11 protein-coding genes are annotated in these 12,933 nt (G+C 75.1%); 5 read left to right on the plus strand and 6 right to left on the minus strand.

The window, feature by feature from the left end:
* Nucleotides 1–50: 50 nt before the first annotated feature.
* Together NBH00_RS19615 and NBH00_RS19620 are read left to right on the plus strand one after the other, a co-directional pair.
* On the plus strand, nt 51–1,556 hold the full coding sequence (locus tag NBH00_RS19615) for a peptidoglycan-binding protein (RefSeq protein WP_254570263.1): 1,506 nt from the start codon (nt 51–53) through the stop codon (nt 1,554–1,556).
* 120 nt (nt 1,557–1,676) lie between these two features.
* Nucleotides 1,677–2,813, plus strand: coding sequence for a glycoside hydrolase family 3 N-terminal domain-containing protein (locus NBH00_RS19620; RefSeq protein ID WP_254570264.1), 1,137 nt, complete (start codon nt 1,677–1,679; stop codon nt 2,811–2,813).
* Here NBH00_RS19620 and NBH00_RS19625 read toward each other — a convergent pair.
* Together NBH00_RS19625 and NBH00_RS19630 are read right to left on the minus strand one after the other, a co-directional pair.
* Complete coding sequence (locus NBH00_RS19625) at nt 2,791–3,276, minus strand: tRNA (cytidine(34)-2'-O)-methyltransferase (RefSeq protein WP_254570265.1); 486 nt, start codon at nt 3,274–3,276, stop codon at nt 2,791–2,793. The genes NBH00_RS19620 and NBH00_RS19625 overlap by 23 nt on opposite strands.
* 4 nt (nt 3,277–3,280) lie before the next feature.
* A complete protein-coding gene (locus tag NBH00_RS19630) occupies nt 3,281–3,589 on the minus strand; it encodes an MTH1187 family thiamine-binding protein (protein ID WP_254570266.1) in 309 nt (102 codons plus the stop codon).
* Between the two features lie 42 nt (nt 3,590–3,631).
* On the opposite strand from NBH00_RS19630, the gene ligA reads away from it, so the two are divergent.
* Nucleotides 3,632–5,659 (plus strand): NAD-dependent DNA ligase LigA, encoded by a 2,028-nt coding sequence (ligA, locus tag NBH00_RS19635; RefSeq protein ID WP_254570267.1) that lies wholly within the window; start codon nt 3,632–3,634, stop codon nt 5,657–5,659.
* 60 nt (nt 5,660–5,719) lie between these two features.
* Here ligA and NBH00_RS19640 read toward each other — a convergent pair whose 3' ends face one another.
* Nucleotides 5,720–8,677, minus strand: a complete 2,958-nt coding sequence (locus NBH00_RS19640; protein WP_302182655.1) for an AMP-binding protein — start codon at nt 8,675–8,677, stop codon at nt 5,720–5,722.
* 70 nt (nt 8,678–8,747) lie between these two features.
* Here NBH00_RS19640 and NBH00_RS19645 point away from each other — a divergent pair, with 70 nt between their 5' ends.
* Both NBH00_RS19645 and NBH00_RS19650 read left to right on the plus strand, forming a co-directional pair.
* Nucleotides 8,748–9,476 (plus strand): glutathione S-transferase N-terminal domain-containing protein, encoded by a 729-nt coding sequence (locus tag NBH00_RS19645; RefSeq protein ID WP_254570269.1) that lies wholly within the window; start codon nt 8,748–8,750, stop codon nt 9,474–9,476.
* Nucleotides 9,477–9,485: 9 nt separating this feature from the next.
* Nucleotides 9,486–10,571, plus strand: a complete 1,086-nt coding sequence (locus NBH00_RS19650) for an alpha/beta hydrolase (RefSeq protein ID WP_254570270.1) — start codon at nt 9,486–9,488, stop codon at nt 10,569–10,571.
* A 59-nt stretch (nt 10,572–10,630) separates the two neighbouring features.
* On the opposite strand, the gene NBH00_RS19655 is transcribed toward NBH00_RS19650, so the two are convergent.
* The 3 genes from NBH00_RS19655 to ligD all read right to left on the minus strand — a co-directional run bounded on the left by NBH00_RS19655 (nt 10,631) and on the right by ligD (nt 12,881).
* Entirely contained in the window at nt 10,631–10,942 is a 312-nt protein-coding gene (locus NBH00_RS19655) for a hypothetical protein (RefSeq protein WP_254570271.1), read from the minus strand.
* Nucleotides 10,943–11,606: 664 nt separating this feature from the next.
* Nucleotides 11,607–11,738, minus strand: coding sequence for a hypothetical protein (locus tag NBH00_RS25325; RefSeq protein ID WP_302182656.1), 132 nt, complete (start codon nt 11,736–11,738; stop codon nt 11,607–11,609).
* A 90-nt stretch (nt 11,739–11,828) separates the two neighbouring features.
* Nucleotides 11,829–12,881, minus strand: coding sequence for a non-homologous end-joining DNA ligase (gene ligD / locus NBH00_RS19660; protein WP_254570272.1), 1,053 nt, complete (start codon nt 12,879–12,881; stop codon nt 11,829–11,831).
* Nucleotides 12,882–12,933: the final 52 nt, after the last annotated feature.

Raw genomic sequence — 12,933 nt, forward strand, 5'->3', positions numbered from 1 at the left:
AGCCGGTTTGAGTGTCCATGGGTCTGAGGGATGGACAGCAGCGCGTACGGATGCTGACGACGGCGGCGGGCCTCACGGCCGCGACGCTCGTCGGCGGGCTGACGGCCGGCGCCGACCCGGCGTCCGCGCGCTCGCGCACGCCGGTCCTCACCGGCATCCGCTGCGTCCCCGCGACGAGCGCGTCGTGTGCCGGCGGGGTCTCGGTGACGACCGGCCGCCTCCTACAGCTCAGCGGCCGCCGCCTGAGGAGCGGCATGCGGGTGACGTTCCGGTGGCCGACCGGCGCGCTCGCGACGAAGCTCCGCCACACGAGGACCGGCTACACCGCGCGCGTCCCCGCGGGCACCCGCGCGGGCTCGGTGAGCGTCACGGTCACCGACCGGGCCGGCCGCCGCTCGCGGGCGCGGCGCATCCGCGTCGTCGCCTCGGGGCCGACGCCGGTGACGCTCCCCGTCGTCGCGGGGCTCCCGGCCCAGTTCGCCGGCCACGGCATGTGGATCTGGCAGCTGGCGAAGACGGAGGGCAGTGACGTCGCCGCGATCGCGCAGAAGGCCGTCGCGAGCGGTTTCCAGACCGTCTTCGTGAAGGCGGCGGACGGGCAGGACACGTGGGCGCAGTTCACCCCGCAGCTCGTCGCCCAGCTCAAGGCCGCCGGGCTGCGCGTCTGCGCCTGGCAGTTCGTCTACGGCACGCACCCCGACGGCGAGGCGGCGGCCGCGGTCGCCGCCATCCGGCGCGGCGCCGACTGCTTCGTCATCGACGCCGAGGGTCAGTACGAGGGCCGGTACGCCGCGGCGCAGACGTACATGACCGCGCTGCGGGCCGGGGTCGGCCCGGACTACCCGCTCGCGCTGACGTCCTTCCCCTACGTCGACTACCACCCGTCGCTGCCGTACTCCGTCTTCCTCGGCCCCGGCGGCGCCCAGGCCAACGCGCCCCAGGTGTACTGGAAGGACATCGGCGGGACCGTCGACGCGGTCAGCGCGCGGACCTTCGCGCAGAACCGGCCCTACACGCGGCCGATCGTGCCGCTGGGCCAGACCTACCAGAAGCCCGCCGCCACGGAGCTGCAGCGCTTCCGGCAGGTGTGGTCCTCGTACGGCGCCGGCGGGCTGTCGTGGTGGGACTGGCAGGAGACGACCCCCGCCGCCTTCGGGACCCTCGCGTCGCCCGCCCCCGCGCCGGTCGCCCTCACCGACCCGGGCTGGCCGCTCCTGCGCAAGGGGAGCAAGGGCGACCAGGTCGTCTGGCTCCAGGAGCACCTCGTGAGCACCGACCCGACCGTGAAGGTCACCGGGACGTACGACGCGGCCACCGTCACCGCGGTGACGGCGGTGCAGACCGCGCACGGCTTCCTCGCCACCGGGGAGATGGACGCGCCGACGTGGCAGACCGTCCTGCAGCAGCCGGTCACCCCGGTCGACTGGACGACCCGCGCGGCGCCGCGGATGGCACCCGCGGCGGGCACGGCGTCCCTCCGCGCGACCCGCGGCCTCCCGAGCCCCGGCATCCGCCGCAGCGAGATCCCGACCGTCGGCGCGGGCGGCGGCGGCTGACCCCCCACACCGCCGAAACCCGTTCTCGGTCCCCCAGTTGGGCCTCTATCGGGTCTCGGCCGGGCAGGGGACGCGGGACCGCGTTCGGCGGCGCGGGACGCGGGGTAGGCTCGAGCGCTGATGCCCGCCAGGCCCAACTACGCCCGGCGGCGGACGGTGGCGCTCGGGGCGCTGCTCGTCGCCGTCGTCGCCGTCATCGCGCTGACCCGCGGCGGTGGGGACACCGGCGGCGGCCCGACCGCCGCCGCGCGGGCCGCGGAGGCCGCCGCGTCCCCCGCGAGGCTCCCGCTGACGCGGGCCGTCGGGCAGACGCTCGCCGGCGTCTACCCGGGCCGGACGCCCCCGGCGGCCTTCCTCGCCCGCATCCGCCGCGGCGAGCTCGGCTCCGTCATCCTCTTCGCGCCGAACGTCGCCGGCGGCCCGGCGGCGACCCGCCGCGCCGTCGCCCGGCTGCAGGCCGCCGCCAAGGCCGGCGGGAACGCGCCCCTGCTCGTCATGACCGACCAGGAGGGCGGTGCGGTGAAGCGCCTCGCCGGGCCGCCGTCCCGCGCGCCCGCCGCGATGCGCAGCGTCGCCGTCGCCCGCGCCGAGGGCGCCGCCACCGGCAGGCTGCTGCACGGCCTGGGCATCACGCTCGACCTCGCCCCGGTCGCGGACGTCAAGCGCGTGCACGGCTCCTTCCTCGGGACCCGCGCGTTCGGCAGCGACCCCGCCGTCGTCGCCCAGCGGGCGTGCGCGTTCGCCGCGGGCCTGCGCGGCGCCGGCGTCGCGGCGGCGCTGAAGCACTTCCCCGGGCTCGGGCGGGCCGGCGCGAACACGGACCTCGAGCGCGTGCGGATCGACGCGCCCGCGGCCGCCCTCCGCAGCGACTACGCGCCCTACGCGCGCTGCGCGAAGGAGGACCGCACGCTCGTGATGCTGAGCAACGCGACGTACCCGCGGCTGCTGGCCGGCGACGCCCCCGCGGTCCTCGACCCCGCCACGTACGCGAAGGAGCTGCCCGCGGCCGGGGTCCCCACCACGACGCCGACGATCTCCGACGACCTCGACGCGAACGCCATCGCCGGCCGCGACCGCCCGGCCCTGCGGGCGCTCCGCGCCGGCCTCGACCTCCTGCTCTTCGCGCGGTCCTCGGCCTCCTCGGCCACCGCGCACACCACGCTCGTCGCCGACGTGCGCACCGGCACGCTCCCCGAGGCGCGCGTCCGCGACGCGGCCGCCGCGGTCCTCGCGCTCAAGGCGTCGCTGGACCGCTGACCGCCGCCCCGCCGAACCCGAGCTGGCGCCACGCCTCGTACACCGCCACCGCGGCGGCGTTCGAGAGGTTCAGCGATCGCCGCGCCGGGAGCATCGGGATGCGGAGCCGCTCGGTGATGTGGGGGTCGGCGACCACCGCGTCGGGCAGGCCGACGGGCTCGGGCCCGAAGAGCAGGACGTCCCCCTCGACGTACTGCACGTCCGCGAACGAGCGCGTCGCCTTCGTCGTGAACGCGAACACCCGCGCCGGGGCGAGCGCCGCCCAGGCCGCCTCGAGGCCCGGATGGACCGTGAGCGACGCGAGGTCGTGGTAGTCGAGCCCCGCCCGCCGGAGGTTCGCGTCGGTGAGGTCGAAGCCGAGCGGCTCGACGAGATGCAGCTCGCACCCGGTCGCCGCGCTCAGGCGGATCGCGTTGCCGGTGTTGCCGGCGATGCGTGGCTCGTAGAAGAGGACGCGGACCACGCGCTCAGCCCTCGGCCAGCCGCGCCTCGACGGACGCGACCTTGTCTGCGAGCGTCTGCGGCCGGTCGCGCCGCTCGTCGAGCTTCAGGACGGTGTAGACGCGCGGGATCCCCATGTCGAACGGGACGGCGTGCAGCTCGCCGACGACCGCGAGGATGTCCGCCGTCTCGCCCTCGAGCGACGTCCCCATCGCGTGCATGAGGTAGCGCACGCGGTCCTGCGCGGCGAGGCGGCGCTGGATCTCCGCGATGTAGGCGCTCGCGCTCGGGTCGGGGCGGCCGAGGGCGAGGATCGTGAGGTCGGCGGTGGCCATGCGGACACCGTAGGCGACCGGCCGGTGCGGGAGGATGCCGGGGTGCCCGACCCGAAGGACCCGCAGGCCCCGCCGGCCGTCAAGCAGCGCATCGAGGAGCTCGCCGGCGAGGTGCAGCGCCTGAACGACGCGTACTACGCCGTCGGCGACTCGCCCCTCCCGGACGCCGAGTACGACGCGCTGAAGGACGAGCTCGCGGCGCTCGTCGCCGAGCACCCGGAGCTCGAGCCCGCCGACAGCCCGCTCGGGAAGGTCAACGCCCCGAGCGAGCTCACCGGCCCGACCGTCCGCCACGCCCGCCCGATGCTCTCCCTCGGCAAGGCGACGACCGAGGAGCAGATCCGCGCCTTCTGCGAGCGCTTCCCCGGGAAGGTCTTCCGCGTGAGCGAGAAGCTCGACGGCCTCTCGCTGAGCGTCGTCTACACGGGCGGGACGCTCGAGCACGTCGCCACGCGCGGCACGGGCGAGGTCGGCGAGCTCGTCACCGAGAAGGTGCGCCATGTCGTCCCGGACCTCCCCCACGCGATCGGCGAGGACGGCCGCGTCGAGGTCCGCGGCGAGGCCGTCATGCTCCGCTCCGTCTGGAGCGCCTACAACGAGGCGCACCCGGACCGGATCCTGACGAATCCCCGCAGCGGCGCCGCCGGCACGCTCATGCAGAAGGATCCCGAGGCGGCCGCCGCCGCCGGGCGCCTGCTGCGCTTCTTCGCGTTCGGCGCCGACCGCGACGGCGCGCCGGTCGACATCGCCGCGCTCGACGGGATCGAGGACGCGGCGACCGTCGTCTGCCCGGATGCGGACGCCGTCATCGCGGCGATCGAGGCGATCGGCGCCCGCCGCGACGACCTCGACTACGACATCGACGGCGCCGTCGTCCGCCTCCACGACCCGGCCGAGTTCGACGCGGCGGGGTTCAACTCGGCCGAGCCGCGTGGCGCGATCGCCTTCAAGTACCCGCCGGAGGAGCGGACGACGAAGCTCCTCGCCGTCGAGTGGCAGGTCGGGAAGGTCGGCCGGATCGCGCCCCGCGCCCGCGTCGAGCCGGTCTTCGTCGGCGGCGTCACCGTCGAGAACATCACGCTCCACAACCCGCGCCTCATCCGCGAGCGCGACCTGCGCGTCGGGGACACCGTCGCCGTCGTCCGCCGCGGCGACGTCATCCCGTTCGCCGGCCGGGCGATCGTCGAGGACCGCGACGGCAGCGAGGAGGAGATCGTCCCGCCGGTCGACTGCCCCTCGTGCGGGACCGAGCTCGAGATCCGCGGCACCGGTGAGGAGCGCTGGTGCACGAACCTGCAGTGCCCCGCGCAGATCACGCGCCGGCTCATGCACTGGGCCTCGCGCCCGGCCGCCGACATGGAGGGCGTCGGCAACGTGTGGATCGAGAAGCTCGCCGACGACGGCGTCCTGCAGACCCGCGCCGACTTCTACCGCCTCACCGCCGAGCAGCTCATGGGCTACGAGCGCATGGGCGAGGTCTCCGCGAGGAACACGGTCGACGCGATCGAGCGCTCCAAGGGGCTCGGGCTGCGGCGGGCGCTCATCGGCCTCGCGATCCCGATGGCCTCCGACGGCATCGCCAAGCGCCTGTGCCTCGCCGGCTACGAGCGGATCGAGGACGTCGCCGCCGCGACCGTCGCGGAGCTCGAAGCGATCCGCGACATCGGCACGAAGGTCGCCGAGTCGCTCGTCGCCTTCTTCGCCCGCGAGACGATCGTCACCGAGATCGCCGCGCTGCGCGAGCTCGGCGTCCACCTCGACGTCCTCGACGAGGACCGGCCGGTCGACGTCGCCGCCGCCGGCGACTCGCCGCTGAAGGGCGCGACCGTCGTCGTCACCGGCGCCTTCACCCACGGGGTCACCGGGGCGAAGATCAGCCGGCCGGACCTCACGCGGCTCGTCGAGCAGGCGGGCGCGACCGCGTCCTCCTCGGTGAGCGCGACGACGACCTACCTCCTCGCGGGCGCGAACGTCGGCGCCGCGAAGACCGACAAGGCGGCGACGCTCGGGGTCGAGGTCGTCGACCCCGACACGCTCTGGGGCTGGCTGAAGGACGCGGGCGTCGCCTGAGGGGTCGGCTCACCCTGATCCCTCGCCCGCCGCGATGTTCTGAGCCCCTGGGCGAAGAACTCACGAAGCCGCCGAGCCGTCAGGCGAGGAGGCCAGCTTCTTTCGCGCCGCGAGCGTGAGCTTGCGGTACGCCGCGCGTTCCTCGTCGAACACCCACACCGGGAGGTCCTGCCCGACCGTCGGGATGCCCTCGGCGCGCAGCTGGCCCGAGAGCGGGCGGAACCACGTCGTCACGGGAAGCTCCGCGACGACCCGCACGAGCGACGGGCGGCGCCGTGGCTCGAGCCGCGAGAGCGCCTCGGTGACCTTCGCGGCCGTGAGCTCCTGCCCCTCGCGCAGGGTGACCGCCGCGACCGCGACCGCCTTGCCGCCGGGCCCGGGCACGCCGTAACAGACGGCGAGGTCCACGGCGTCCAGGCGCCCGAGGGCGTCGCGGATCGGCGCGCTCGGGACGGCGCCGCGCGAGGTGTGGATGAGCGAGCCGACCGGGTCGACGAGCCAGTAGTCACCGTCGACGTCGCGGCGGAAGAGGTCGCCGGTGGCGAGCCAGGCGTCGTCGCGCTTGAAGACACCGCGCAGCGCGCTGTCGCTGCCGGCGGGATCGTCGGCGTCGGCCTCGCACAGCAGCATCCCGACCTCGTCGCGGTCGCAGACGATCGCGAAGCCGTCCTTCCCGGTCTCCAGGCGGCCGGCGTCCGGGTCGTACGCGGCGATCCGCACGCGCGCGCTGCCGGGCAGCCGGCGGCCCATCGCGCCGATCTTCTTCGTGCCGAGGTTCACGAGCACCGCGTCGCCCACCGACGAGGTGTAGAACTCGACGACGCCGGCGGGGCCGAAGCGGTCCAGCGTCCGCCGCCACAGCGCGGGCGGCATGCCGGAGCCGACGAAGAGCCGCACGGGGTGGTGGCGCTCGCCGGGATGCGGCGGGGCCTCCACGAGGTCGCGGAGCATCGTCCACGTGTACGTGACGATCGTGACCCCGTAGCGGCGGACCTCGTCCCAGAACGTCGTCGGGTCCCAGTGGCGGGCCATCGCGATCCGCGAGCCGCCGGCGATCGCGCCGCCGATGCCGACGAGCAGGCCGGACGGGTGGTAGACCGGCGTCACCGAGTAGATCGTGTCCGCCCCGCCGAGCGACGCGGACGACGCGGTGCCCATCGCCGACAGGAGCCAGCGGCCGTTCGTGATGCGGTTGATGCGGGTCCGCTCACCCTCGCCGGTGAAGAGGATGTAGGCGAGGTCACGGGCGCGGCCGGGGTTCGGCCGGTACCAGCGCGGGAGCACGACCGTGTCCGGGTCGATGCGCTCCATGTCGACGACGTTCGGCCCGAGGTCGCGCTCCTGGGCGCCCCCGCCGAGGACGAGGATCTGCGCGTCGACCTGGGCGGCGATCTCCATGTGCTGCGGGTCGCAGACGATCCGCGAGACCTGGCCGAGCCGCGCCTCGCGGGTGACCGCGCCGTCCGGGCGCAGGAGGACCGACACCGCGCCGATCCGGTTGAGCGCCACGACCGCGGTCAGGGCGCTCGGGCGCATGTCCATGAGGACGCCGACGTGCTCGCCCTGGCGGACGCCGAGCGAGATGAGGCCGCGGACGACGGAGTCGATGCGGTGCTTCGCGGCGGCGCGCGTGTGGGCGCGGTCCTCGAAGAGGAACAGGACGGTGTCCGGGCTGCGGTCGTGGCCCTCGTCGAGCATGAGCGCGAGCGACGTGCGGGTGCGCGGGCGGACGGCCTCCAGCCGGCTGAGGCGCGGGAGCTGCTCCGCCGCCTCCACGCCGAGCTCGCGGACGGTCCCGACGGTGCGGGAGGCGCCGCGGGTCGCGCCGCGGACGAGCCCGGCCCCGACCCCGGCCGCGAGCTGCACGCCGTACCCGACGCGCGGGCCCATCCCGGCGCTCGGGACGACGGCCGCGGGGTCGCCGGCGAGCCCGACGTCCTCGGGGAGCTTGCCGTGGTCCTCGCGCCACTTCGTCCAGCCGGCGACGACGGGCCAGGTCTCCCGCGTCGACGTCGAGCCGACGACGAGGCCGAAGTGCCCGGCCCGCATCGACTTCTCGTAGATCGTCGCCCGCGGGGCGGCGAAGATGATCGGGCGCACCGAGGCGGGCGGGGCGATCTCGTCGACCTCGCCGACGAAGGTCAGCACCGGGCACGTGATGTCCGCGAGCGTCACGAGGCGGTCCTCGATGACGAAGCCGCCCCGGAGCATGCGGTTGTGCGCGACGAACTGGCGCATGAAGTCGGCGAGCGCCGGGCCGGGCCAGGCGACGAAGCCGTCGGCCTGGAGGAAGCGGCGCTGCCCCTCGCGCGGCAGGAGTGCCTCGCGGTCGTGCAGCTGCATGACGAAGTCGACCTGCTGGCGGACGGCCTTCACCGGGTCCAGGAGGCGGAAGCCCGCCCGGGAGGCCCACGCCGGGAGCTGGTTGCCGCCGAAGAGGTCGCCGAGGACGGCGGCCCCCTTCGCGATGACCTCCTCGGGCAGGCCGAACGGGATGACGCCGCGGGTGTCGACCGGGCTGCCGAAGGTGACGATGCTCGACAGGCCCTTGCCGCGGCGGTAGGCGCCGGCCTGGTAGCAGAACATCCCGCCCTGGCTGTAGCCCGCGAGGTGGACGTCCTTGCCGACGACACCGCGGACGAGGTCGACGGCCTCGGACACCGCGACGACGTGGTCGGCGAGGTTGCGCTCGAGCCCGCCCTCGATCTCGCTCGGCGAGCCGAAGTCGACGACCCAGGCGTCGACGCCGTGGCCGTGGAGCTCGCGGACCGCGCTCGCGTGCGGGGAGACGTCCCACACCTCGGCGGCGAGCATCATCGGGGGGACGAGGATGATCGCGGGCGCGTCCTTCAGCACGGCGTTCGCGAAGTACCGCCGGAGCTTGAAGATCCGCTGCTCGGCGACGACCTCGAAGGGCGCGGCCTCCTCGCCGGTGTCCAGGCCACCGAAGCGGGCCACCTCCAGCGCGTTCTGGGCCATTGCGCCAAGACGGGCAACCGGATTCGGAAGGGGCGCCATGGCGGCGACGGTATCGGTTACGGCGCGCTCGGGTGCGCCGTGGTACCCGGCGGTCCCGTACGCTCGCGCGATGCCCGAGATCGTCCTCCACGTCCTGCCGCCGTCCCATCCGTGCCTGACCGCGGAGATGGCGCTGCAGCGCAAGGGGCTTGACTACGAGAAGGTCGCGCTGACGCCGGGCCCGCACGGCGACGAGATGGAGGCGATCTACGGCCCCGAGGGCCGGACGGTCCCCGGGATGACCGTCGACGGCGAGCCGGTGCACGGGTCGCGCGCGATCCTCGCCCGCCTCGAGGCGCTGCAGCCCGACCCGCCGCTCTTCCCGGCGCCGATCGCGGACGCCGTGCGCGCGGCCGAGGCCTGGGGCGACGAGGAGCTGCAGGACCTCGGCCGGCGCCTCACCTGGGGCGCGCTGCACTTCCGCCCCGAGGCGATGGGGACGCTCGCGGGCGGCGGCCCGCTCGACGGGCCGGGGACGGACTACGCCATGCGCTTCGTGCGGGCCTCGTGGAAGTACCACGGCATCACGTGCGAGCGGCTCGTCGCCGACCTCGCGGGCCTCCCGGCGAAGCTCGACCACATCGACGCGCTCGCCGCGGACGGGGTCATCGACGGCGCGGAGCCGAACGCCGCCGACCTGCAGATCGGGGCGACGATCCTCGTGCTGCTGACGATCGGCGACCTGCACCCGCTGCTGCTCGGTCGCGCCGGCGAGCGCCTCGCGCGGCGCTTCTTCCCGCCCTACCCCGGCGACATCCCGGCGGGCGCCTTCGCCGCCGGCTGGGTCCCCGCGCAGTAGCGTCCTGGGATGCCCACCTACAAGCTGACGCCGCGCGACCGCGCCGAACGGGCCGGTGCCCGGCTCCTGTCGCGCCTCTCCCCCCGCACCGTCCGGCTGCTCGCGGGCAAGCCGATCGTGCGCGACGGGCAGACGCTCGACCCGCAGATCCAGCTCGTCCTCAAGGCGCTCGAGGCCTCGTCCCCCGGCCCGTGGTCGGGCCTCGGCGCCGACGTCGCGCGCCGCGAGGTCCGCCGCGCCGCGATGGTCAACGCGCTGCCCATCCCGCGGGTAGCGTCCGTCACCGACCTGACGATCCCGGGCCCGGTCGCGCCGCTCCCGGCCCGCCGCTACGACCCGCCCGGCAAGGCCCTCCCGGAGCCGCGGCCGGCGCTCGTGTTCCTCCACGGCGGCGGCTTCGTCTTCGGCGACCTCGACACCCACGACGAGCTCTGCCGGATGCTCTGCTTCCACGCGCAGGTGACGGTCATCGCCGTCGACTACCGCCTCGCCCCGGAGGACCCGTTCCCCGCCGCGGTCGACGACGCGATCGCCGCGTCGCGCTGGGTCCACGAGAACGCCGCGACGCTCGGCCTCGACCCCGAGCGCATCGCCGTCGGCGGCGACAGCGCGGGCGGCAACCTCGCGGCCGTCGTCTGCCAGCAGGCGCTCGCGAGCGGGGACCCGCTCCCCGCCTTCCAGCTCCTCATCTACCCGGCGACCGACCGCTCGCTGCCGACCCGCTCGGGCGAGCTGTTCTCCAAGGGCTTCTTCCTCGTCGACGAGGACATGGCCTGGTTCACCGAGTCCTACGCGCCGGACGTCGAGGACGTCCGCGCCGCCCCGCTGCGCGCGGCCGACCTCTCGGGCCTGCCGCCCGCCTACGTCACGACGGCCGGCTTCGACCCGCTGCGGGACGAGGGCGAGCTGTACGCCGAGAAGCTCGCGCAGTTCGGGGTCCCGGTCGCCGTGCGCCGCCACGACGCCCTCATCCACGGCTTCGCGAACATGACCGCCGTCTCCCGGACCTCACACGACGCGGTCGTCGAGATGGCGGGCGCGCTCCGCATGGGGCTCGCCGCGGCCGGCGCCCCCCTCCCCGCCGAAACCCGATAAGAGCCCGACCGGGGGACGAATATCGGGTTTCGGCTCCGGGGGAGGCAGGAGCGGCGGGCCTACAGCCGCTCCTGCCAGGTGACCGCGGCGCGCGCGACGCGCGAGAGCGCCTCGCGCAGGGCGGTCGGGTTGCCGCAGCGGCGCGCGGCGGCGAGGTCGCCGAGGGCCTTGGCCATGACCGCCGGCCCGGCGGGCCCGGTGGCCCGCAGGTCCTCGAGCTCCGCCGGGGTCAGCCGGCGGGGCTCGCCCTTCACCGCGGCGACGGCTCGGGCCTCGGCGAGCGGGTGGGTGGGCCCGAGCGCGATCGCCCGGTCCTCGGCCCGGTGCAGGGCGGCGGCAAGCTCCCGGCGCTCCTCGCGCAGGGCGTGCACCGTCGCCGGGCCTCCGCCACGAGCGCCCGGGACTCCCGGGCCGCCGCGCGGGCCTTGTCCTCGAGGACCTTCGCCCTCGAGACGGCCCGCGCGACGGCCGCGTCGTCCACGACGCGCTCGCGCACCACCTTCGTCCTCACGACCGGCCGGGACGCCGCCCGGCGCGCCGCGTCCCGCTCGGCGCGCACGTCGTCCGGACGTGCACGCGTACGGTCCAGCTGCGCGATCCGTCGCTCGGCCTGCCGCACCTCTGCCCGGGCGGCATCGACCAGGGCGCGGCCATCGGCGCCGAGATCGGCGTCGTGGGCCCGCGTCAGGTCGACCCGTCCCCGGCGCCGCGGCCCCGGCCTGGCCGGCTCCAAGCCGGCCGCGCGGACGGCGGCGTTCAGGGAGCCGTCGAACGGGCGCTTGGCGGAGTTGAGCGCCGGCCAGGCGGAGCCGTCCTCACGGCCGGCCCGGTACCTGGCGATCCGCCAGTCCTGGGCCGACCACCTCGCGGAGGACGGGTTCCAGTCGGCCGCGCGCGGCGGCTCGCCATAGCGGGCCACCCATTCCTGGATGGCCGTGATGATGGAGTCGCGGTCCCACACCACCCGGGTGCCCTTGCGGGTCCGGGTGGCCGTGGCTTCCGCGAACGTCGCGGAAGCCATGAGATGACTCCCGCTCAGTCGCCGCAGCGCTGGTCGCCGTGCTTCGCCATGCACGTCGCCGCCGGGGCCGGCGGCCACGTCCACGTCCACGTCTCGCCGACGGGGGCGGCCGGGCGCAGCGTGCTGACGGCGACGGCGGAGGACATGACCTGGACAACGGTAGGCGACGCCGCCCATCAGCGCAAGCACGTTTTCGCACCTCCGCCGTCAGCGTCGCTTATGGGTTCGAACCCTCGTCAGGTGTCGTCGCGGGCCCGCGAGGGCTGAACGCGCTTGGGCTCGCCCGGCATCTTCGGGTAGTCCGGCGGGTAGGGCATGTCGCCCGCCTCGTCGCGCTCGTACAGGTCCAGCAGCGGCTGCAGCGAGTGGTGGACGTCGTCGATCCCGGCGTGCCGGTCGCCGATCTCGGCGAAGCGCGCCGGCATCGTCGCGACGGTGAAGTCCTCGGGCTGGACCGACGGCAGCTCGTCCCAGGTGAGCGGCGCGGAGACCGGCGCGCCCGGACGCGGGCGGATCGAGTAGGCCGAGGCGATGGTCCGGTCGCGCGCGTTCTGGTTGTAGTCCACGAAGACGCGGGCGCCGCGCTCCTCCTTCCACCACTTCGTCGTCACCTCGCCCGGCATCCGCCGCTCGAGCTCGCGGCCGAACGCGATGACCGCGTGGCGCACGTCCGTGAACGTCCACCTCGGCTCGATGCGGACGTAGATGTGGACGCCGCGCCCGCCCGACGTCTTCGGGAAGCCACGGAAGCCGAGCTCCTGGAGGAGCTTGCGCGCCTCGGCGGCCACGCGCACCGCGTCGTCGAAGTCGGTGCCCGGCTGCGGGTCGAGGTCGATCCGCATCTCGTCCGGGTGGTCGACGTCCGCGCGCCGCACCGGCCACGGGTGGAACGTGATCGTCCCCATCTGCGCGGCCCACCCGACGACCGCGATCTCCGTCGGGCAGATCTCGTCGGCCGTGCGCCCGGACGGGAACTCGATCGTCGCCGTCTCGAGGTAGTCGGGCGCGCCGCGCGGGACGCGCTTCTGGAAGAACGCGTCGCCCCCGCCCTTCTCGCGGGTGGACAGCACGATCCCCTCGTGGACGCCCTTCGGCCAGCGCTCGAGCGTCGTCGGGCGCTCGCGGAGGGCGCGGAGGATCCCGTCTTCGACGGCGAGGTAGTACTCGACGACCTGGAGCTTGCTGATCTCCGGCGTCTTCGCCGTGGCGGGGAAGATCACCCGGTCGCCGCTCGAGACCCGGAGCGCGCGTCCGCCGGCGTCGATTTCGATCGCATCCGATTTCGCCATCTGGGCGCCCAGCATCGCAGCCCCGCCTCCACCCGGCCCGAACCGCACGGTG

Source organism: Paraconexibacter antarcticus (assembly GCF_024220175.1).
Classification (GTDB): Bacteria; Actinomycetota; Thermoleophilia; order Solirubrobacterales; family Solirubrobacteraceae; genus Paraconexibacter; species Paraconexibacter antarcticus.

Excerpts from the sequence above, each read along its gene's own strand:
- NBH00_RS19615 (WP_254570263.1), top strand. The coding sequence starts at position 51 with ATGCTGACGACGGCGGCGGGCCTCACGGCCGCGACGCTCGTCGGCGGG.
- NBH00_RS19620 (WP_254570264.1), top strand. The coding sequence starts at position 1,677 with ATGCCCGCCAGGCCCAACTACGCCCGGCGGCGGACGGTGGCGCTCGGG.
- NBH00_RS19630 (WP_254570266.1), bottom strand. The coding sequence starts at position 3,589 with ATGGCCACCGCCGACCTCACGATCCTCGCCCTCGGCCGCCCCGACCCG.
- NBH00_RS19640 (WP_302182655.1), bottom strand. The coding sequence starts at position 8,677 with ATGGCGCCCCTTCCGAATCCGGTTGCCCGTCTTGGCGCAATGGCCCAG.
- NBH00_RS19645 (WP_254570269.1), top strand. The coding sequence starts at position 8,748 with ATGCCCGAGATCGTCCTCCACGTCCTGCCGCCGTCCCATCCGTGCCTG.
- NBH00_RS19650 (WP_254570270.1), top strand. The coding sequence starts at position 9,486 with ATGCCCACCTACAAGCTGACGCCGCGCGACCGCGCCGAACGGGCCGGT.
- NBH00_RS25325 (WP_302182656.1), bottom strand. The coding sequence starts at position 11,738 with ATGTCCTCCGCCGTCGCCGTCAGCACGCTGCGCCCGGCCGCCCCCGTC.
- ligD (WP_254570272.1), bottom strand. The coding sequence starts at position 12,881 with ATGGCGAAATCGGATGCGATCGAAATCGACGCCGGCGGACGCGCGCTC.